The sequence below is a fragment of the Enterococcus sp. VV15 genome, assembly GCF_005236045.1.
Lineage (GTDB): Bacteria > Bacillota > Bacilli > Lactobacillales > Enterococcaceae > Enterococcus_B > Enterococcus_B durans.
The window spans coordinates 53,202-72,979 of sequence record NZ_QPTY01000010.1 but is presented as its reverse complement, the minus strand read 5'-3'; the positions used below and the strand labels follow the sequence as shown (position 1 = coordinate 72,979).

20 protein-coding genes and 2 pseudogenes are annotated in these 19,778 nt (G+C 37.5%); 5 read left to right on the top strand and 17 right to left on the bottom strand.

Annotated features, from left to right (window positions below; translation table 11 throughout):
• Window positions 1–308: 308 nt before the first annotated feature.
• Both DVW83_RS05675 and DVW83_RS05670 read left to right on the top strand, forming a co-directional pair.
• Entirely contained in the window at window positions 309–458 is a 150-nt protein-coding gene (locus DVW83_RS05675) for a cyclic lactone autoinducer peptide (protein WP_104661398.1), read from the top strand.
• Window positions 459–603: 145 nt separating this feature from the next.
• A complete protein-coding gene (locus tag DVW83_RS05670) occupies window positions 604–843 on the top strand; it encodes a helix-turn-helix transcriptional regulator (protein ID WP_104661399.1) in 240 nt (79 codons plus the stop codon).
• A gap of 509 nt (window positions 844–1,352) precedes the next feature.
• Here the strand turns inward: DVW83_RS05670 and DVW83_RS05660 are convergent.
• From DVW83_RS05660 to DVW83_RS05610, 10 genes and pseudogenes are all read right to left on the bottom strand, one after another.
• Window positions 1,353–1,772, bottom strand: a complete 420-nt coding sequence (locus tag DVW83_RS05660) for a hypothetical protein (protein WP_151026315.1) — start codon at window positions 1,770–1,772, stop codon at window positions 1,353–1,355.
• A gap of 35 nt (window positions 1,773–1,807) precedes the next feature.
• A pseudogene (locus tag DVW83_RS05655) lies at window positions 1,808–2,500 on the bottom strand (cell surface protein); the annotation flags it as partial.
• An 84-nt stretch (window positions 2,501–2,584) separates the two neighbouring features.
• The gene (locus tag DVW83_RS15145) at window positions 2,585–3,241 is read right to left on the bottom strand and encodes a hypothetical protein (protein WP_162500756.1); all 657 of its coding nucleotides are present in this window, start codon (window positions 3,239–3,241) and stop codon (window positions 2,585–2,587) included.
• Window positions 3,242–3,611: 370 nt separating this feature from the next.
• Window positions 3,612–3,959 carry a 50S ribosomal protein L19 gene (gene rplS / locus DVW83_RS05640; protein ID WP_002286913.1) on the bottom strand — a complete coding sequence of 116 codons (348 nt, stop codon included), beginning with the start codon at window positions 3,957–3,959 and terminating at the stop codon, window positions 3,612–3,614.
• A gap of 149 nt (window positions 3,960–4,108) precedes the next feature.
• Window positions 4,109–4,849: a tRNA (guanosine(37)-N1)-methyltransferase TrmD gene (trmD, locus tag DVW83_RS05635; protein WP_104661222.1), complete on the bottom strand. Its 741-nt coding sequence runs from the start codon at window positions 4,847–4,849 to the stop codon at window positions 4,109–4,111.
• Window positions 4,839–5,363 (bottom strand): ribosome maturation factor RimM, encoded by a 525-nt coding sequence (gene rimM / locus DVW83_RS05630; RefSeq protein ID WP_104661223.1) that lies wholly within the window; start codon window positions 5,361–5,363, stop codon window positions 4,839–4,841. The genes trmD and rimM overlap by 11 nt, the downstream gene beginning before the upstream one ends.
• 157 nt (window positions 5,364–5,520) lie before the next feature.
• Window positions 5,521–6,338: pseudogene (locus DVW83_RS05625) on the bottom strand (hypothetical protein).
• Between the two features lie 106 nt (window positions 6,339–6,444).
• A complete protein-coding gene (locus tag DVW83_RS05620) occupies window positions 6,445–6,693 on the bottom strand; it encodes a KH domain-containing protein (RefSeq protein ID WP_005875630.1) in 249 nt (82 codons plus the stop codon).
• Window positions 6,694–6,704: 11 nt separating this feature from the next.
• Window positions 6,705–6,980 (bottom strand): 30S ribosomal protein S16, encoded by a 276-nt coding sequence (gene rpsP, locus DVW83_RS05615; RefSeq protein WP_005875628.1) that lies wholly within the window; start codon window positions 6,978–6,980, stop codon window positions 6,705–6,707.
• A 514-nt stretch (window positions 6,981–7,494) separates the two neighbouring features.
• Window positions 7,495–7,992 carry a hypothetical protein gene (locus DVW83_RS05610; protein ID WP_224784368.1) on the bottom strand — a complete coding sequence of 166 codons (498 nt, stop codon included), beginning with the start codon at window positions 7,990–7,992 and terminating at the stop codon, window positions 7,495–7,497.
• Between the two features lie 793 nt (window positions 7,993–8,785).
• On the opposite strand from DVW83_RS05610, the gene DVW83_RS05605 reads away from it, so the two are divergent.
• Entirely contained in the window at window positions 8,786–9,340 is a 555-nt protein-coding gene (locus DVW83_RS05605) for an NADPH-dependent FMN reductase (protein WP_104661224.1), read from the top strand.
• Between the two features lie 345 nt (window positions 9,341–9,685).
• Here DVW83_RS05605 and DVW83_RS05600 read toward each other — a convergent pair whose 3' ends face one another.
• The 5 genes from DVW83_RS05600 to DVW83_RS05580 all read right to left on the bottom strand — a co-directional run bounded on the left by DVW83_RS05600 (window position 9,686) and on the right by DVW83_RS05580 (window position 13,126).
• Window positions 9,686–10,210 carry a dihydrofolate reductase family protein gene (locus DVW83_RS05600; RefSeq protein WP_104661225.1) on the bottom strand — a complete coding sequence of 175 codons (525 nt, stop codon included), beginning with the start codon at window positions 10,208–10,210 and terminating at the stop codon, window positions 9,686–9,688.
• 12 nt (window positions 10,211–10,222) lie between these two features.
• Window positions 10,223–10,795: a DNA-3-methyladenine glycosylase I gene (locus DVW83_RS05595; protein ID WP_104661226.1), complete on the bottom strand. Its 573-nt coding sequence runs from the start codon at window positions 10,793–10,795 to the stop codon at window positions 10,223–10,225.
• A 95-nt stretch (window positions 10,796–10,890) separates the two neighbouring features.
• Window positions 10,891–12,309, bottom strand: coding sequence for a signal recognition particle protein (gene ffh, locus DVW83_RS05590; protein WP_081134350.1), 1,419 nt, complete (start codon window positions 12,307–12,309; stop codon window positions 10,891–10,893).
• A 15-nt stretch (window positions 12,310–12,324) separates the two neighbouring features.
• Window positions 12,325–12,663 carry a putative DNA-binding protein gene (locus DVW83_RS05585; RefSeq protein WP_104661227.1) on the bottom strand — a complete coding sequence of 113 codons (339 nt, stop codon included), beginning with the start codon at window positions 12,661–12,663 and terminating at the stop codon, window positions 12,325–12,327.
• Window positions 12,623–13,126: a DUF523 domain-containing protein gene (locus DVW83_RS05580; RefSeq protein ID WP_104661228.1), complete on the bottom strand. Its 504-nt coding sequence runs from the start codon at window positions 13,124–13,126 to the stop codon at window positions 12,623–12,625. The genes DVW83_RS05585 and DVW83_RS05580 overlap by 41 nt, the downstream gene beginning before the upstream one ends.
• Before the next feature lie 231 nt (window positions 13,127–13,357).
• Between DVW83_RS05580 and DVW83_RS05575 the strand changes: the two genes are divergently transcribed.
• Window positions 13,358–14,062 carry a response regulator transcription factor gene (locus tag DVW83_RS05575; RefSeq protein WP_104661229.1) on the top strand — a complete coding sequence of 235 codons (705 nt, stop codon included), beginning with the start codon at window positions 13,358–13,360 and terminating at the stop codon, window positions 14,060–14,062.
• Window positions 14,059–15,810 (top strand): sensor histidine kinase, encoded by a 1,752-nt coding sequence (locus tag DVW83_RS05570; RefSeq protein WP_104661230.1) that lies wholly within the window; start codon window positions 14,059–14,061, stop codon window positions 15,808–15,810. The genes DVW83_RS05575 and DVW83_RS05570 overlap by 4 nt, the downstream gene beginning before the upstream one ends.
• A 242-nt stretch (window positions 15,811–16,052) precedes the next feature.
• On the opposite strand, the gene DVW83_RS05560 is transcribed toward DVW83_RS05570, so the two are convergent.
• Both DVW83_RS05560 and DVW83_RS05555 read right to left on the bottom strand, forming a co-directional pair.
• Complete coding sequence (locus DVW83_RS05560; protein ID WP_137239112.1) at window positions 16,053–18,524, bottom strand: cation-translocating P-type ATPase; 2,472 nt, start codon at window positions 18,522–18,524, stop codon at window positions 16,053–16,055.
• Between the two features lie 228 nt (window positions 18,525–18,752).
• On the bottom strand, window positions 18,753–19,643 hold the full coding sequence (locus tag DVW83_RS05555) for a phosphate ABC transporter substrate-binding protein PstS family protein (RefSeq protein ID WP_104660186.1): 891 nt from the start codon (window positions 19,641–19,643) through the stop codon (window positions 18,753–18,755).
• Window positions 19,644–19,778 lie beyond the last annotated feature (135 nt).

The window sequence follows — 19,778 nt, the reverse complement described above, 5'->3', positions numbered from 1 at the left end:
TTGTGGTTAAAAACATTGTACCGTAAAAGGGCTGTTACATGGCCTTTTATCTTTTACACAATTATATGGACTTTATCCTATTTTACTAATACTAAATCTATGTATAATTTCCATAGGACCTTCTTATACAAAAAATCAATTATTTTCGAATGAAAAGAATAAACTGAAACCTATTCTTTTTACTATGCTTTTATCTCTGTCTAGTCTTTTTTTGTCAAATACTAGTTTAGATACTTATCTTACATCAGGAATATTTTCTAGTGTCCTATTAGTAATTATGAATACTATTTATATAAGGAGAATGGTTTATGAAAAATGTTAAACAAGTCTTTTATCAATCTATTGCAAATGTGGGACTATCTTTATTTAATCAATCAAAGAAAAATTGTTGTTTTCTTGCCACTTATGAGCCAAAGATCAATAATGATTTAAAAAAAATAGCTACAAAAGAAAAATAGTTGAGAAAAATTTCTCAACTATTTTTTTGATAAAAGATACCTTATATTTTCCTGTACATAAAAAATTAAAACCAAACTTATCTTTTGTAAAATTAAACTTTACTTTTATAAAATAATACTTTACAATGATACTGGAGGTGATAAGATGAAAAAGGACTTTGGAGATTCAATAGATAATAAAGTATATGAGTTCAGAGTTTTGGCGAAATTATCGCAACAAGAACTTGCAAAAAAAGTAGGAGTCTCCAAACAGACAATTTTTGTGATGGAAAAAGGCAACTATCTCCCTTCAATGCTACTCGCCTTTCGTCTAGCAAAAATCTTTGATGTTGATATTAACGATTTATTCAAGTATAAGGAAGGAGAAAATAATTTTGAAGATTAAATCTATATAAGATATACCCAATGCTGTTTTCTATCCTCTAAAAAATTGGGCAACAAGCTCAACCAATAATTGGAATATTCTAATAGGAGCTGGAATATTTTTATTAGTCCTAGGAGGAGTTTTAATTTGGTCATACTCGAAAAAAATTGGTAGGGAGGATGAGTACTCACAAAAAATTTATTATAGAGCTTGTATATCGATGCTTCTTACAATTGTTTTCTGCGATATAGTATTCCCAAAAACATACATGTGGAATCAATTCTTTTTATTTAAATATGCTCTTGCTTTTACAATTTCTGGTATTAGCATGGCTATCAATTATCGTAAAGACTTTATATAACGAATCTTTATTCATCATGTAAATATTTTCTCAAATACAAATCAAATAGACTGTGAAATAGCTCTCTGAAAAAAAGCACCAGAAATGACGATTCATTCGTCATTTCTGGTGCTTTTTAGGTAAGAGGACGCTCGTACTTTAAATCATTCAATCCACGAAAGAACCAAAATCATGCGTATAAATTGTAACATGAATGAACATCATAACTTCTTATATTCAAAAAGAAGATAAGCCCACTTGGTTTATTGTCAGAGGCAATAATTATCCATTTTCCATTTTCACGTAATCTTAGACTATACTCAAAGTGTCTTATTACTTTTGACAAATTATCAAGATATTTCACATTAAATTTCGCTTGAATCTCTTTTCCTTTTTTTGTGTAAAAATTGGGTTGCTTAATTCTACAAATTTTAGATAAAAATTTTACTGATCGAACTTCAGAACTAGTAGGAATATCCGTTTCAGCGCCTGTAATCTCATTGGTTCCTTCCAATGGTGACACTTTAAAGGTTAAGTCGTTGAAACCCGTTTTGGCAGTGCCAGCAACCGATCCGACAAATTTGAAGAAATCAAAGCCAAAGCGGATCACTTGTTCCTTTGCCGTAACATCTCGGTTAATCACGGCTTTGAATTGGCATTTGGGATGATTACCAATTGATTTCCATTCACAGGATAATCAATATTTGCGGTATTTTCCACAACCTCATCGAACTCTGACAAATTCAGATTATTCGTATCCGTTGCGGTTGTCGATTGTCCTAAAACTGTTTTGACTGTGGAATTATGGAAGCTTGGTTTCTTCTGATAATCGGCAATGGCTTGATTGATTTTTGTCTCAATGGCTGCGATGTTTACAACACTGCCATCTGGATGCTTCATAGAGTGAAGAGTGTATCCATTGACTTCTTGCCAGATCATCTTTTGAGCAACCATTTGTGTATCAATGTCTGTACCGGCTTTTTTCCATAACACTGAAACTAATTTCGCTTTCTCCGACATATCAGGCAATGGATTTTTCTCATAACCAGGCGTGAACTCATTGTAAATTGGCACTCCTGGTTCAATACAGAAAATATCTTGGTTCTCCCCATTATAGATAGCATAGTGAGGAACAGTTACCTCAGATAATGTTCGACCATCACTGAACGTACCTTCAACCGCATATAAATGTGACAAATCGCAGTGCACAGTCACTGTTTGCGGATGAGTAATCTCATCGGCAAAGGCAATCGTAGGACCAATCGCTCCGCCAATTGTTTGACCCAACAGAGCTAAAGTCGCAAATGATCGCCAATTTTTAAATCTCGGCTTTTTCATAAAATAAAATCTCCTTTCGTTTTTGGGTAATAAAAAAAGACGTTCAAATTTTTAGTTTTGAACACCTTTTTAAGCTTGATACTATTAACTTTTCTTTCGAGATAAATTGTCTCTTTGTTTATAAATTTTGATTTTCCGATAATCAAATCCAATTTCTTCCATTAATTCCTCCCAAGATTTGTTTGTCCTTCTCAATATTGTGATCGCTGACGGAAGTTTATCTGACCTTGATAACTTACGGAATTTCGTCATTGATAAATCTTCTTCAAGTCCCAATCGAATAATTTCTTCTCTTAGCTCCATCAATAACTGAAAGTCAGTTAATAAATTTTTCTGTTCCTTTTTTCTAAACAGCGGCCGTACATCACCAACTATTTTTTTCAACGTACTTAAAGAAGGAACATCTCTACCAACTGATTTGGTTTCGTAATTTCGCTGTGAACGAATTTTTTCATCACTTATAAAGCTTTCTACTATTTCCATCAATTTGTCTTCTGGCATCTTAGCCCATTTTCCATAATCATTTTTTTCAAGGCCAATACTCTCTAGCAAGTTATCCCATGATCCATATTTTTGATTAATAAACCACATACTTGGTGCAGAATTTGGATTCTCTGATAATTTTTTCTGGTACTGACGACTAGATTTTATTCCGTATTTTTCGATGAATTGATTAATTAACAAAATTAGCTTGAGGTCACTCAAATTTTTCCATACGATTCGTCCATCATCTTGCTTCACGATAAAAACTCCTAAGAATTATTTAGATAGAAACCTATCACATCAACTTTTTAGTAGAAAAGTACATGTTTTGTCTTTTTTGAAAAAAGTCAACCTTTTTAGTAACTCGGGTTCAAAAGTTGCTAAATTCGGTAAATGTTTTGGTATTTTTCGTATTAAATTTGCAGTCAGACTGACTACTAAATTTTGCCCTATTTTGACGACACTGATAGTCAATATCGGACAATCTAGGACATTTTAGGGGAATATGAGTGAAAAATGGTCCAAAACAGCCAAAAATGGCATAAAACTGTGATAGAGAAAAAAGAAAAAGCCCTTGATATACAAGGACTTTTCACAAATTTCAGATTTCCAAGGAAGTTTTCCGTGTTTATCTTCTAATTTCTTTGATACGAGCTGCTTTTCCGTGTAATGCTCGTAAGTAGTACAATTTTGCACGACGTACTTTACCGTAACGAACAACTTCGATTTTTGCAACACGTGGTGTATGCAATGGGAATGTACGTTCAACGCCCACTCCGTTAGAAACTTTACGTACTGTATAAGTTTCGCTGATTCCAGCACCACGGCGTTTGATTACAACACCTTCAAATAACTGGATACGTTCACGTGTACCTTCGACAACTTTCGCATGAACACGTACAGTGTCACCAGGGCGGAAAGCTGGAATGTCAGAACGTAATTGTTCTTTTGTTAATTCTTCGATTAATGGATTCATTGATCTTTTCTCCTTATTCCAAACATTCGTATGAGCTTTTTCTCACAGCGGAACATCGTAATAGTTAAGTGCTTTGCACTCACCATAAAATACTAACATATTACGATTTTCATGTAAAGGATAATTTTATTTTTTCCCAGCTATATCTGCTATTCGTTTTCTTCTTGTTTGATTTCTTCTAAGAATTTGAGCATTTGTGGCGTCATTTCTAGCTGTTCCAATAAATCTGGACGGCGCAGATAAGTTCTTCTTAGTGATTCTTTTAATTGCCATTCTTCAATCAACTTGTGGTTGCCGTTTGTCAAAACTTCAGGTACTTTCATTCCTTTGTATTCTGCTGGGCGAGTATATTGTGGATGTTCCAGTAGACCGGTTGAATAAGAATCCGTTTGAGCAGAAGTCTGGTTTCCTAAGACATCTGGCAATAGCCGTACCGTAGCATCGATCATTACCATCGCACCTAGCTCGCCTCCGGTCAATACATAATCGCCTAATGACACTTCATCTGTGACTAGACTTCTGATCCGTTCATCATAGCCTTCATAGTGACCACAGATAAATACTAAATGTTCTTCTTGTGAAAATTCTTCGGCCATCTTTTGATCGAATTGTTTTCCTGCCGGATCTAATAAGATCACTCTTTTTTTTATTTCCGGTGCAGCTTCCTCAATTGCTTTGATATTGTCATAGATCGGTTGGACTTTTAGTAGCATTCCTGCCCCACCACCATAGGGATAATCATCGACGGTCTGATGTTTATTGTCTGAATAATCTCTAAAGTTTGAGATATCGATATCCAATAATCCTTTATTGACTGCTTTTCCAATGATCGATTCACCCATTGGTCCTTCAAACATTCGCGGAAATAATGTTAATACATCAATTTTCATCGTCAATCAGTCCTTCAGGGATTTCTACGCGTACAATACCATTTTTCGTATCTACTTCTTTAACAACCGAATCGATATAAGGTAACAATATATCTTTTTTCTTTTGACGTTGGACGACCCAGACATCATTTGCTCCTGGTGAAAGGATTTCTTTGATTTTACCTAACTCTGTTCCGTCTTCATCGATAACAGTTGCTCCAATGATTTCATGGTAGTAAAATTCATTTTCTTCCAACTCTATTGTATTTTCTTTTGACACTTTAAGTATTCCATCGCGATATTTTTCTACGTCATTGATCGATGGATGACCTTCAAAACTTACGATATCAAAATTTTTGTGTTTTCGGTGGCTTTTGACAGTTAATTCGATTGGTGCTTTTTTTTCTTGAAACAAGGTCAGTACTGCACCTTTTTTATATCTTTCTTCAGGAAAATCCGTTGTTGAGATGACACGGACTTCGCCTTTTATCCCTTGAGTATTGACAATTTTTCCTACATTTAAATATTCAGTCAACTTGTATCCCCTTTTCCTTTTCTTATGCAACGTTTATCCGTTTTTTCATTCTGTATAAAAAACAACGTATTACGTATCTGTTTTATTTTAGCATGTGGTTATAGGCAATTCTACCCTTCTTTTTACTTTCGTCATGTCCAAGATCATAAATTGGCATTTAATTCATTGAAACAGCCATTTCTAGGGCGGCTAATGCGTCTTGATGTGTGACCGTAAAGACATGATTCGGTTCTTGCCAAATGACCTGTGTAGCTTGATTGGATGAATCATTCATATCGACTATGATTTTCCCATATTTTTCAGGTGCCGGTAGAGTGGCCTTTTCTAAATAATTGACGATTTTTTTCGCTAAAGGTAGTGGATCTTGTCCTTCGATGTTGCTTGATCGTACTCTGATACGCCAGTTTCCTTCTTGCCATTCAAGATAATTTGAACCAGCTGCCCCTTGTTGATAGGCAATGATTTGATGACCGAGATCGACTTTTTGCCCATTCTTATCAATCGTAAAAGGTTGTAACACATTGATAGTTTCTTGGCTTGAAGCAAATCCGTATTGATAAAGATAAGTGGCGAACGGTGTTTCTTGATTCAACGCTTGTGCGTTTAGCACACAAGTTTTTCTGGCAAAGCATAGTAGAGGACCGTGTCTCCTTGCTTTGATTGTGCTGCAGCGAGATTTAGATTCCCTGAAGAAATCGGGATGACCTGTGGCATTGGTAGCGTTGGCTGTTCGGCTTTCAATTGCTCAAAGGCGGTCTTCGGGGTCTGATTCGTTTCTGTCGTTGCGTTTGAATTTTGTTTATTCTTTTGTGTGGTACTTTCTCCCACTTTAGATGTTCCTGTAGTCATCTGTGTAACTTGAGAATGGCTTTGGCCCTTCTCTTGATTTTCTTGTTTTTGTGCTGTTCGATCAGCTGAGGTTTGACAAGCGCCTAAAAACAGGATAGCTGGTATAGCGATCCACCATTTTTTCATATGTATTTCCTCCTCTTTACTTTAAGAATACGCTCTCTGTAGTCTTTTGCCAATCAAAACCATGTATAATAAAAAAGCTGTTTCGCATGAACGAAACAGCTTTTGATTATTCCTTATTATCGACGATATTCAAACGCACTTTTTTTGGTGCATTTAGCCGCACACCATAGACGATCGTCCGGATTGCTTTTGCAACTCGGCCTTGTTTGCCAATGATACGACCAATATCTTCGGGAGCCACGGTTAGATTGTATTCGTAAAAATCATTTGATTCAACGACTTCTAACTGGACCTGTTCAGGATGAGTGACTAACGGACGAACGATTGTTAAGACTAATTCGCTTAAATCTTTCATATCCGATCACCTTATTTCTTTGAAAATTTAGCTTCGTGGTGTTTTTGCATAACGCCTTCTTTTGAAAGGATGTTACGTACTGTATCAGAAGGTTGCGCACCTTTAGATAACCAGTTAAGAACTAAATCTTCTTTTAAAACTACTTCTGCAGGATCTTTCAAAGGATTGTAAGTACCTACAGTTTCGATGAAACGTCCATCACGAGGAGAACGTGAATCAGCTACTACGATACGGTAAAAAGGACTCTTTTTAGAACCCATACGTTTTAAACGGATTTTAACTGCCATTATATATTTCCACCTCCATTGTTTTATTCACAAGATGTAGTGTAACAGTTTTTTTTTACCCTGTAAAGCTTTTTTTCTTTACAGGTGTATTTTTTTAAAATTCTTTCTTCTTGAAAACAGAAATTCCTACCATCGTGAATAAATAAATAGGTATGATCCTAACAGTAAACGACAAATAATAAGCGCTGAAAAACACGTACTTCCTATTTTTTTACTTCTGCGCTCAAATAATAAGGTGTCTATCATTCAAGAGCTGAAAATGATACAAGTATAAACTAGCCACACTACACCCGCTAGACCCTAAGACAACCTAACTTAGAAACAACACTAATGAAGAGAGTCAGGAGAACTATAGATCCAAATCTCCATAAATAACAATGACTACTGGCCTAATGACGAGATGACTTGCATTGTTTTAGTAATAAAAAATCAACTTTGGAATCATATCACAAACTCGATTTGTTTTTTTGCTGATAAAAATACTGACGCGTGCCCCCAATGATCATCACTCCAACTACCAGTAACAAACGAATAACGAAACTTGGCTTTTTAACTCACCTGTCTTGGGATACATTTTGATTGCGGTCTTTCCCCCAATGACTCCCCCTTGATTTGCCGGATTCTTATCTGGAGTGATACCTGCAAAAGCAATGGAGTCCACCTTGTAGCCAGCTGAATTTGTTGCGGATATTACCGATGAAAGCTGAGAATTTTTATTATAGAAAACTAAAACGTTAATGTCATATATCTGCTCTTGTGCTTGGATCAAGTTCTTTTCAACTGGTGCAAAAGTATAGTGGTAGTTGCCTGGTTTGAAAAATGCAAAGTGTAGCGTCAAGCTTTGATCATCGCTGATGGAAAATAATCCATTTTCCGCTTCTGCCGGATAATTTGCATTTTCATCCTGCGTAGAAAGTCGATAGTTGATTGTTTTCCCTTTAACATTTTGCTGAATCAAAACTGGGAGAGTTACTTCTTCACTTGCGAATACATCTGGCGTTAAAAGAAACACACTTAAAAGTCCTAAAATCCCTATCAGTAAAGCATTAATTCGTTTTATTTAAGAATTGACCTATGTCTGACTGTCAGAGAGCAAAAAATCCACTTAAATGTTTCACAAAGAAGAAGAGAACTTGAGGCTCTCTTTTTTTTCGTATGTGGGTTCAATTCCTCAACTGCAACTGATAAAACGATTTCGCCATCATTCAAAAATACAACCTCATTATTGCTTTGTTCCACATTAGCTAAAACATGTGTGGAAAAAACGTCTTTTGTTCTTTTTCTCACAACAAACTGGTGAAGATTTCTCTACGGTCAATCAGATCAAATGATAAAGTAGGTTCATCCCAAAACAATAATTTAAACTCATTCACCAGTGTTTGTGTGACGTCTAGCCGTTGCTTTATTTCTATTGAGAAAGTTTCTCTTATCAACTTGATGGTATACATTACTGCTGATAGTTTCAACATTTTTTGAGTGTGGGAAAAATCTAAAAAATCAGTTTTGCTACAGACTCTCGAATAAACGGCATCCAAAAGTCAGGTTTTTCGGAAATTCCAAAAAAACAAGCAATACAAAAAACATATTGTTCGTTTTTCTCTCTAATTTCTCAAACCTAAACGACTTTTGTCTCGACCTCGTGAGTTTTCCACATAAAGGAGCATTTCATCTAAGAAATTGAAACCAAAAGTACTATTCAATACTTTTTAGCCAACCGTTGACTTTTTATAGCCAAGGGTTATTATTTGCTCCAGTTACTTATTTTTTGTAAGATAAATATAGAAAGATAAAGGGAGGAATTATTGATGACTAAAAAAATTGGTTTCTTTGTAGGAAGCTTAAGAAAAGATTCATACAATAAAAAAGTTGCAGAGGCTTTTGCAAAATTATTACCTGAAGGATATGAAAGTGTCTTTGTAAAAATTGATGATCTGCCTTTTTATGATGAAGATCTTGAAACACCTGAAAATGCCCCAGCGGAATGGACGCGTTTCCGTGAGGAAGTAAAAGATTTAGCTGGCGTTGTTTTTGTGACACCTGAATACAATCGATCTGTTCCTGCTGTTCTAAAAAATGCTTTAGACGTTGGTTCTCGTCCTTATGGCCATAGTGTTTGGGATAACAAACCTGGACTAGTTGTTACTGCTTCACCTGGTGGTATCGGCGGTTTTGGTGCGAACCATCATCTACGCCAATCATTGGTATTCTTAAATGTGCCAACATTACAACAACCAGAAGCGTATATCGGCAATATCGCTAACCTAGTTGATGAAAATGGTAACGTAGTTGAAGGTACTTTGAACTTCTTCCAAACAATTTTAGATGCGTATTTAGCTTTTGCTAATAAATTAGCTGATTAATATTATTTACTAGCAGTTTGACTAGACCCATGCCAACATTCATGCTTATCACAAAGGCTGGATGCGATAAAAGCCACATAATCACAGAATAGTTGAGGAACCACGTTCGATCGTTTTCACGATACTCCTCCTATTCCTATGATTATGTGGTCTTTTTGTTCTATAAATACTCGTGAAATGGCGTTCGAGACAAAAGTCGTTTAGGTTTGAGAAATTAGAGAGAAAAACGAACAATACGTTTTTTGTATTGCTTGTTTTTTTGGAATTTCCGAAAAACCTGACTTTTGGATGCCGTTTATTCGAGAGCCTGTAGCAAAACTGATTTTTAGATTTATCCCACATTCGCTACTGGTTTTTGATATAGTGTAGTTCGATGAATTCACCAAACCGTTGGCTATCAGTCAGTTTTAGCCGTTCTTCATACTTTCCTTCTTGAAACAGGCGAATGCCGTTTCCTAAAAGCACTGGAGCAATTTGAATATACCATTCATCAATCAGCTGATGTTCAATCAACGGTCTTAATAATGTACCACCACCAACCACCCAGACAGTTGTGTCAGGATTATTTTTCAATTGTTCAACAACTTCTACTGGGTCTTCGTGCACAACCGTTGCATCTTCTAATTTCAGTTCCTTGTTTGAGGAAAAAACGATGTTGCGCTTATCTGGATAAAGCGTATCCGTTCCCAAGTATTTTTTGGCTTCCTCATATGTCCTTCTTCCCATGACCGTCACATCTATCTGCTTATAGAAAGCTTCATACGTCATACCGATGCCTGTTGGAGTATCGAAGAGCCATTGCAGGCTGTCCTCTTTTGTCGCGAGATAGCCATCTAGACTAACCGCACCATAAAATAGTATTCTCCCCATCTTCTTCCTCCTCTACTCCTTGCGTGCTACTTCCTGTTTTCTAAAACAACCATCCACATGGTCATTGATGATGCCAACAGCTTCTAAGAACGCATAGAGCGTTGTGCTACCGATAAATTTAAACCCTCTTTTTTTCAACTCTTTTGCCAGTTTGTCAGATAACGGGCTAGTCGTTGGAATATCTGCTTGTTCAAGATAAGAAAGATTGATCACTTTCTGATCCGTGAATCCCCATAGATAGTCTGAGAAGCTACCAAATTCCGCTTGGATTTGTTGAACAGCTTTTGCATTAGCAATGGCTGCTTCGATCTTACGACGATTGCGAATGATTCCTTTGTTTTCCATCAATTCATTGATCTTATCTTCTTGGTATCGTGCTACTTTTTCAATAGCAAATGAATCATACGCCTCATCAAATGCTTCGCTTTTATTGAGGATTGTCTGCCAGCTCAGCCCCGCCTGATTGATATCTAACATCAATTTGCGAAAAAGCCTCTGGTCGTCATATTCAGGAACACCCCAAACGGTATCATGATATATCCGCATACTTTCTGTCTGTTCACTCCATGCACATCTTTTTTTCACTAGGTTCACCTCTAATTCTATTTTTTATAAAAAAAGAGAGGACCACGTGGTGATCCTATCACTCTGAAGTCCTTCTTCTCTACTATTAATTACGTTTATTTACGTTTTTTCTTTTTCTTTTTGTTTTTCTTGATCATACGGTTCATCGCCATTTTACCAAGTTTTCCTTTGACGCCCGTGCCAAACATTTGGTCCATGCCAGGAATATTCATATCTCCTTTAGACATTTGCTGCATCATTTTACGTGATTCTTTGAATTGTTTGATCATACGATTGACTTCGACCACACTATTCCCTGAACCTGCGGCGATCCGTCTACGGCGGCTTGGATTCAATAGATCAGGGTTTTCTCTTTCAGCTGGTGTCATTGAATAAACCATTGCTTTTTTGCGTTCCACATCTTTAGGATCGACTTTGACATTTTCAATACCAGGTACTTGATTCATTCCTGGGATCATTTTGATGATATCTTCCAGAGGACCCATGCCCATCACTTGATCCAATTGTTCGATAAAATCATTGAAATCAAATGAGTTTTCCCTCATTTTCTTTGCAAGTTCTTCCGCTTTTTTCTCATCATAGTCCTGTTGCGCTTTTTCGATCAGCGTCAACATGTCACCCATTCCAAGGATACGGCTTGCCATACGGTCTGGATGGAAGACTTCTAAATCAGTTAATTTTTCTCCAGAACCAACAAATTTGATTGGCGCCCCAGTCACTGAACGGATCGAAAGTGCCGCACCACCACGAGTATCACCATCTAATTTGGTGATGACTACCCCAGTGATCCCTAATTGCTGATTGAAACTATCTGCTACATTGACAGCATCTTGACCAGTCATCGCATCGACAACCAATAAAATTTCATTTGGCTGAGTTAGTTCTTTGATTTGCTTCAATTCATCCATCAACGTTTCATCAATATGCAAACGTCCGGCCGTATCGATCAAGACATAATCATTTTTCTTTTCTTTAGCTACTTCCATCCCTTGACGGACGATCTCGACTGGACTGACATCTGTGCCCATATCAAATACCGGCACATCTAATTGTTGGCCTAACACTTTTAATTGATCGATCGCTGCTGGACGATACACGTCTCCTGCAATCAGTAATGGACGTGCATTTTCATTTTTCTTTAAATAATTGGCTAATTTACCGGTAAAAGTCGTTTTCCCAGCCCCTTGGAGACCAGCCATCATGATAACTGTAGGGATCTTAGGCGACTTGTTCAATTCCACTGTTTCTGAGCCCAGAGTGATCGTTAATTCCTCATCAACGATCTTAACGATTTGTTGTGCGGGTGACAGACTTTCCAACACTTCTGCGCCAACTGCGCGTTCTCTTACTCGTTTAGTAAAATCTTTTACTACTTGTAAGTTGACATCGGCTTCCAGCAAAGCAAGGCGGATTTCCCGCATCATTTCTTTGACGTCAGCTTCTGATACTTTTCCTTTTTTTCTTAATTTACTCATCGCCTGTTGCAGGCGCTCTGTTAAATTCTCAAATGCCATATTTTCTTCATTCCTTTATTCTTCGATTTCTTGGATCTGTTTGATCAAATCAAGAAGGGTCTCATCTTTTGGATAAGTTTCCTTCACATAAGTAGTCATTTTTTCTAAAATTTGTTCACGAACGATATAATCAGAAAAAAGATGCAACTTTTTTTCATAATCTTCTAAAATTTTACTTGTCCGTTTGATATTATCATAAACGGCTTGGCGACTCACTTCATACTCTTCCGCTATTTCTCCTAATGAAAAATCATCTGCATAATATAATTCCATATAGTTCATTTGCTTTTCGGTTAGAAGGGTGGAATAAAATTCAAAAAGTGCATTCATTCGGTTCGTTTTCTCGATTTCCATTCGATTCACCTCGCATTTCCAACCATTCTTCATCTGAGAGTACGGTCATTTGTTGTTGGATAAAATAGGCAGTCGCTACCCCCATGCCTTCTTCAAGAGTTCCAGTAAAACAACCATCATAAATAAGATGGACCCCGCATGAAGGACTTTTCGCTTTCATTATGACGGTATCTATTTTATGTTCACGTAATTTTTGATAGGCTTTAACTGCACCTTCTTGATAGGCCTTTGTCACATCTTCACCTGTCACCGTCACAACCTTAGCGTGACCGTGCCAAACAGCTGCGCCATCGCCACCGACAATTTCTGCAGGAGGTCTCGGTGTAGGCAATCCACCAATCACTTCTGGACAAACCATGATCGCTTTTCCTTCATCTACCAGTTTTTTTAATGCAGGAACAGCTTTTAGCTGACCATCATAGCGGCAGATGAGACCACCTAAACAAGCACTGATACCGATCATCGTTACTTTCCTCCTTATCCAACAAGTGCCTTTCCATTATACCATTTATTCAGTGAGTAAAATAGTACTTACTATTGATTATATGCTAAAATAAGAACAGCCGAATAGCTGAAGCTTTTCTTGGATCGTTGTTCCGACCATTCAAAAAAGTAAGCAACTTGAAGCGGCAAACATTCAACAAGCTTTGCTTGTTTAGATAAACCAAACAGACTGTTCGCAAAAGGAGAATTTATGAAAAAAGTATTAGTCGTAGATGATGAGCCTTCGATCGTCACATTACTAACCTTCAACTTGGAAAAAGAAGGCTACAAAGTTATTAGTGCAGATGACGGACAAATCGGTCTTGAACTTGCTCTTGAGCAATCATTTGATTTTATTATTCTGGACGTTATGCTCCCTTCCATTGACGGGATAGCAATTACTCAAAAACTAAGACAAGAAAAAATCGACACACCGATTTTGATACTCACAGCGAAAGATGACCAAGTGGATCGAATCATTGGACTAGAAATCGGCGCCGATGATTACTTGACGAAACCATTCAGTCCTAGAGAAGTACTTGCGCGGATGAAAGCTATTTTCCGACGGGTCGAACCTCGGAACAACCAAACAGTAGAAGCAGAACCTGAGTACTTGTCGAGTGGACAGATCACAGCTGATCTAACGAACTATCAGGTGACGGTTGATGATCGTCCAATCGAATTGACGCCGAAAGAATTTGAATTACTTGTTTATTTTATGAAGCGAAAAGATCGTGTGATCGATCGTGATACATTACTTGATCGCATTTGGAATTTCGATTTTGCTGGTCAAAGCCGGATCGTAGATGTTCATGTCAGCCATTTACGAGAAAAAATTGAAAGAGATCCAAAACATCCCAAATATTTGATCACTGTTCGTGGCTTTGGCTATAAATTTCAGGAACCAAAGATATGAGCTGGAAAAAATTATCCGAACGCGTATTCTTTCTTATCCTTTTGATTGGGCTCTTTTTTGGTGGTTGGCAGATGATCTCACATTACTTTCAACAACAGATCATCGAACAGCAAGAAAGTTACCTGATAAAAAAAGCACAGCTGTTGACCCAGCAACTGGATGTAGAAGATTTGACTTCTCAACAGAATAAAAATGTTTTAACAGAATTTGTCCATCAATCGAATGAGCGGATCACGTTGCTGGATTCTAATGGAAAAGTCTTATTTGATACAACGGATCAATCGTTGGATCAATCGAGGGATGATCGTCCTGAGATCAAAGCAGTATTGAACGGTGGGACACTCGGCACCTCATTGAGAATGAGTACGACATTGAATGAAGAACTGCTCTATGTAGCATTACCAATCAAAGTAAACGGGAAACTTGAAGCAATTATTCGAATTGCAGAACCAACGAGTGGTTTCTTACCTCGAACAGAAAACTTTCGTCGGTGGGTCTTCTTCTTTTTCTTGATTTTTTTCATTGTTTTGACCAGTATGATCTATTACTTGTCTTACCAGCGAAATCAACCACTCAAGACAGTTTTACCAGTCTTGAAAAAGATGGTCAATAATCCCGATAAGACGGAAATCATTATGCAAACGTCCGATCAGTGGGAAGAATTGTATCAAACGATCAACGAGTTAAGTGAACAAATGAGTAAAATGTATCGTGCGTATACCACCACTGAAGAACAATTATATTCACTTCTGAACGAATTGATGATCGGTGTCTTCCTCATTGATTCAGAATCACGATTACGTTTGCTTAATCCAAAAATGCAAAGCCATTTAGGTGTAAGTCACTTTCGCCCAAATGAACGCTACACAGAGATCATCCAAGAACCAAAATTGATCCAGCTGATTCATCAAGTTACCCCGACTGAACCGCTTGTACACAAAGAAATCACGATTTCTGAGGGACAACAAACATTGGACATCAGCCTTCGCTATTTTAATAGTTCAGAAGAAACTGGACAAATATTGGGAGTCGCGTATGATCTAACTAAAATCAGACGTTTGGAAAAACTTCAAAAAGACTTTGTTGGAAATGTCTCTCACGAATTAAAGACTCCAGTCACTTCTTTGATTGGTTTTACTGAGACTTTGCTAGATGGGGCAAAAGACGATCCGAAAACGTTGACGGACTTTCTTTTAATCATGCAAAAGGATGCCATCCGATTAGATAAGTTGATTCGAGAAATCATCCAACTGTCAAAAGATGAAGAAACACCTTACGAGACACAGACGATTTATCTGGATCCTTATTTCCACCAGATCATTCAAAGTTATCAGCCAACGATCGAGAAAAAACAGTTGACCATCCAACTGTTTGGAGAAGATGTATCATTCACTACGCAGACAGATCTATTATATCCGATCATTAAAAATCTAGTCGAAAATGCCATCCAGTATTCAAAAGAATCAAGCACGATCATCATTCGCTATCAAGTCACGAACAAATTAACCTTTTCAGTCCAAGATTTTGGCATTGGTATTGATAAGGAAGATCAAGAACGGATTTTTGAACGTTTTTATCGAGTGGATAAAGCCAGAAGCCGACACTCAGGTGGAACTGGTCTAGGCTTAGCGATCGTAAAAGATTATGTCAATCTATTAGGTGGGGAAATCCTAGTCGACAGTCATCCAGGGACTGGCTCTACTTTTACGGTCACGATCCCCGCTTTACAGTCAAACTTTCCAAGTTGAATTGAGACCGGAACAGAAGTATCTCTCTCCGAGAAATAAGAAGAGGTTCACAGAAATTACTTTTTAAATTTTTGTAAGTGTCGACTTGTTTTTCGAAAGAGTTGCTTCTGCTCCCATCGTTTATTCTTTTTTTGAAATTTCCGAAAAACCTGACTTTTGGACGCCGTTTATTCGAAAGTCTATAGCAAAACTGATTTTTAGATTTGTCCCACATTCTCTTCTTCCCTTTGTGTCACTCGCGTTTATTCTTTCGGTTCATCAAATTTGAACCGAAAGAAGTCCTTCAACCACTCTATAAGCGTTCGTTTTCTTTGGTCATTTTTCAACCAACTGTATTTTTCGATCAGTTGCGACAGTTGTCTAAAAATAGATTCTGCTGCAAAAAACAAAATGATCAGTAACAAAATTGAGACTGCGGAGATTGCCGATATAGAAAATAGTTTATGGAGAAAAATAACTGAAAAGACGATTCCTCCTGCACAAAATAAAATAATTCTCCCTCTAAACCGATTCAGTGGCTGACAAATTTTATATAGAACTAAAAACCCAACGGCCGTTAGCAACATCGTAGACGCTGTGGAGACGTCTGTTTTATTGAGCTGCAAGCTCACACCGCTCACGACTAAGGCACCCACGACCATCATATCAGTCAAGCCACCAGGGATTGCTTTTTCCATCACATTGAACATGAATTTCCCTTCAATACGGTTCTTGTTTTCTTCAAGTGCAAGTAAAAAGGATGGCACACCAATCGTGAATAAACTAATCAACGTAATTTGAGAAGGTTCAAGTGGATACGTCAGTGCAAATAAAATAGAAAATACAGAAAGCAAAAAAGAAAATATATTTTTGACTAAAAATAAACTAGCAGAACGCTCAATGTTATTTACCACACGACGTCCTTCTGCTACGATCTCAGGCATTTTTGAGAAATCAGAATCGAGTAACGCAACTTGTGCTGCTTGGATCGTTGCCTCGTTTCCTGAAGCCATAGCAATACTACAATCTGCTTCTTTCATCGCCAAAATGTCATTTACGCCATCACCTGTCATTGCTACAGTATTTTTTTCCTTTAACAGTTGCACAAATTTCATTTTTTGTTCTGGTTTCACACGCCCAAAAACGGTATATTCCTCAACAGCTTTACCATATTCTTCCTCTGTTAACTGAGAAACATCGGTATATTTTTCAGCATTTGCGATTCCTGCTTGTTTGGCTACGCTAGAAACAGTTTGTGGATTATCCCCTGAGATCACTTTGATCGCTACACCTTGTTCTTTAAAATAAGCGAATGTTTCTGGTGCTTCTTTTCGTATGGGATTAGTGATCAGAATATAGCCTAATGGTGTTACCTCTGCTTCTAAGACCATTTCCGTGAGTTCTTGTGGATAGGCTCCAAAAACCAATACGCGATAGCCCTGTTCAGTATAGTGACAGAATTCCTCTTGATATTTTGAAAACTGATCCCGTAAAACCATTTCTGGAGCCCCTAATACATAGGTTTCCTCAGAAAAAGACACACTACTGAATTTCTGCACGGAAGAGAATGGCTGAACTATTCGTACCTCTTGGTCTGTGTAGTCCGTAAAATAATCTTGGATGGCTTCCATCGTCACATTGTCGCTGGCCATCGCTTTTGCGTAATCAGAAATCAGCCCTTTGATTCTCTCGCTGTTTTTTTGCGCAGTCTCATTTTTTGCAACAAGCAATCTTTGAACAGTCATCCGATTTTCTGTGATCGTACCTGTTTTATCGACACATAGGACGTTTACTCTAGCTAATGTTTCGATACTTTTCATATTATGCAAAAGGACTCGTTCCTTCGCTAATCTGCTGGCACTCATTGCTAAAGCGATCGTTGTCAACAAATACAAGCCTTCAGGGATCATACCGATCAACGCTGCTTCCATTGCTACGATACTTTCTTTGATCGTATCCTCGTTTACAAAATAGCTTTGTCCAAAGAGGGTAAGACCTAAAGGAATGATGATGATCCCAATCCATTTGATGAGTTTATTCAAGGAAGCGATCATTTCAGATTGTTCCCCTTCACCCATTTTCTTTGCTTTTACTGTCAGTTGCGAGATGTAAGAATCATATCCAACTCTTTCCAATTGAGCATAGGCCTTGCCAGAAATAATAAAACTTCCTGACATCAAAGAATCGCCAATCTCTTTAGTGATCTCATCTGCTTCACCTGTTAATAAACCTTCATTGACTTGCAGTTTTCCTTCTAACACGGTGGCATCTGCTGGTATTTGTTGCCCCGTTTCAAGAAGTACTACATCATCTAATACTAACGATTCAATATCGATCTTCTTTTCTTTTCCCTCTCTAATGACCGTTACTTTGGCAGCAGACAATACGGTCAAATTGTCCAAGATTTTTTTTGAACGGATTTCTTGGTAGATGGCGATTCCAGTATTCGCTAAGATCACCGGTAAAAAAGTGAGATTTTTATAAGAACCGACTAAACATAATAAAATGGCTAAAACCATAAAAATCAAATTGAAATATGTGAATGTATTTTGAAAAACAATTTCCTTGTTACTTTTGAATGAGGTATCTATCGTCTGATTTGTCGCATGATCTTGTATTCTCTCTGCGACTATTTTTTCTGAAAGCCCCTCATGATAATCGGGGGCGTAACGAGTAACAGTTTTTTTCTCTTTTTGATCGAATTCATTCTTGCTTCTTTTTCTGAATTTTTCCATGATTTTTTACCTCGATTGTTATTCTTATGAATACAATAATACAATCATCGAAAAAAAGCCTATGAAACGGCTGGTAAATGTCTTTCATTCCTGTCATATGCTAGTTGCTCAAGCAAAAAAAGCATACCTATTCAATGCACACTGTCACTTATATTCTACGTAGTAAAAAAGCTGGAACAGAAGCCACTCTTTATGAGTGAGATACTTCTGTTCCAGCCTTGAGGTAACTTATTTTAAATTTCCTTTCGCATCACGTTCGACTTTCATTGAAGTGATCGGCAGATAACCTAGTTCTTTGACTGCGCCTTGTTGGACATCCTCTTTCATCATGTAGTCTAAAAATTTCTTCACTTCTGGGGAAGGTTTACCATTTGTATACATATGTTCATACGACCAGATTTTCCAACTGTTATCTGCAACGTTTTCTTCCTTAGGTTCTACACCATCAATGCTTAACGCTTGTGTCGTGTCATCCAAGTAAGAAAATGCTAAATAGCTGATTGAGCCTGGCGTTTGGGCCACAATCTGGCGAACTGTGCCAGAAGAATCTTGCTCCTGTGATTGGATAGGAGTAGCACCATCTAAGCCCCATTTTTCAAATGTTGCTCTGGTACCACTACCATTTGCTCGGTTGATTACACTGATTTTTTCATCTTTTCCGCCTAGATCTTTCCAATTGGTGATTTTACCTGTAAAGATGTCGATCAATTCTTGTTTGGCGATATTTTTTACACCAGTATCTTTGTTGACAATCGGTGCCATTCCAACAACAGCAACTTTATGGTCCACTAGTTTGTTAGCATCGACACCGTCTTTTTCTTCAGCGAAAACATCGGAGTTACCGATCGTGACCGCTCCGGCTTCAACTTGGCTCAAGCCTGTTCCGCTCCCACCACCTTGGACAGAAATCTGATAATTAGGATTTTCTTGCACGAAACTTTCTTGTGCCGCATCAACTAAAGGTTGTAAAGCGGTTGAGCCCACCGCAACAATTTTTACTTGTTCATTTGAATTACCCGAACTATTCTGTGCTGCGGAACTATCTGTATTACCAGAACCTGAACCACACCCAGCTAAAAGAAATCCTAGAACACCTAAAGAGAATAATACTTTTTTCATTGATATACCCCTTTCTTATTTACAAGTAAAGTGTACCAATGCACTGTAAATCCTATGTGTGGATGGTGTAAATATCCAGTTAATTTATGTAAATTTCCGGTAAAACGAAAAAAACAAACAGAGTCCTCATCGACA

What these genes read in the sequence shown, in the direction of transcription:
- DVW83_RS05670 (WP_104661399.1), top strand. Translation starts at nt 604, where the DNA reads ATGAAAAAGGACTTTGGAGATTCAATAGATAATAAAGTATATGAGTTC.
- DVW83_RS05600 (WP_104661225.1), bottom strand. Translation starts at nt 10,210, where the DNA reads ATGGGGAGAATACTATTTTATGGTGCGGTTAGTCTAGATGGCTATCTC.
- DVW83_RS05560 (WP_137239112.1), bottom strand. Translation starts at nt 18,524, where the DNA reads ATGGAAAAATTCAGAAAAAGAAGCAAGAATGAATTCGATCAAAAAGAG.
- DVW83_RS05580 (WP_104661228.1), bottom strand. Translation starts at nt 13,126, where the DNA reads ATGATCGGTATCAGTGCTTGTTTAGGTGGTCTCATCTGCCGCTATGAT.
- DVW83_RS05605 (WP_104661224.1), top strand. Translation starts at nt 8,786, where the DNA reads ATGACTAAAAAAATTGGTTTCTTTGTAGGAAGCTTAAGAAAAGATTCA.
- DVW83_RS05570 (WP_104661230.1), top strand. Translation starts at nt 14,059, where the DNA reads ATGAGCTGGAAAAAATTATCCGAACGCGTATTCTTTCTTATCCTTTTG.
- trmD (WP_104661222.1), bottom strand. Translation starts at nt 4,849, where the DNA reads ATGAAAATTGATGTATTAACATTATTTCCGCGAATGTTTGAAGGACCA.
- DVW83_RS05575 (WP_104661229.1), top strand. Translation starts at nt 13,358, where the DNA reads ATGAAAAAAGTATTAGTCGTAGATGATGAGCCTTCGATCGTCACATTA.
- DVW83_RS05675 (WP_104661398.1), top strand. Translation starts at nt 309, where the DNA reads ATGAAAAATGTTAAACAAGTCTTTTATCAATCTATTGCAAATGTGGGA.
- ffh (WP_081134350.1), bottom strand. Translation starts at nt 12,309, where the DNA reads ATGGCATTTGAGAATTTAACAGAGCGCCTGCAACAGGCGATGAGTAAA.
- rpsP (WP_005875628.1), bottom strand. Translation starts at nt 6,980, where the DNA reads ATGGCAGTTAAAATCCGTTTAAAACGTATGGGTTCTAAAAAGAGTCCT.
- DVW83_RS05555 (WP_104660186.1), bottom strand. Translation starts at nt 19,643, where the DNA reads ATGAAAAAAGTATTATTCTCTTTAGGTGTTCTAGGATTTCTTTTAGCT.
- DVW83_RS05620 (WP_005875630.1), bottom strand. Translation starts at nt 6,693, where the DNA reads ATGAAAGATTTAAGCGAATTAGTCTTAACAATCGTTCGTCCGTTAGTC.
- DVW83_RS05585 (WP_104661227.1), bottom strand. Translation starts at nt 12,663, where the DNA reads ATGGAAATCGAGAAAACGAACCGAATGAATGCACTTTTTGAATTTTAT.
- rplS (WP_002286913.1), bottom strand. Translation starts at nt 3,959, where the DNA reads ATGAATCCATTAATCGAAGAATTAACAAAAGAACAATTACGTTCTGAC.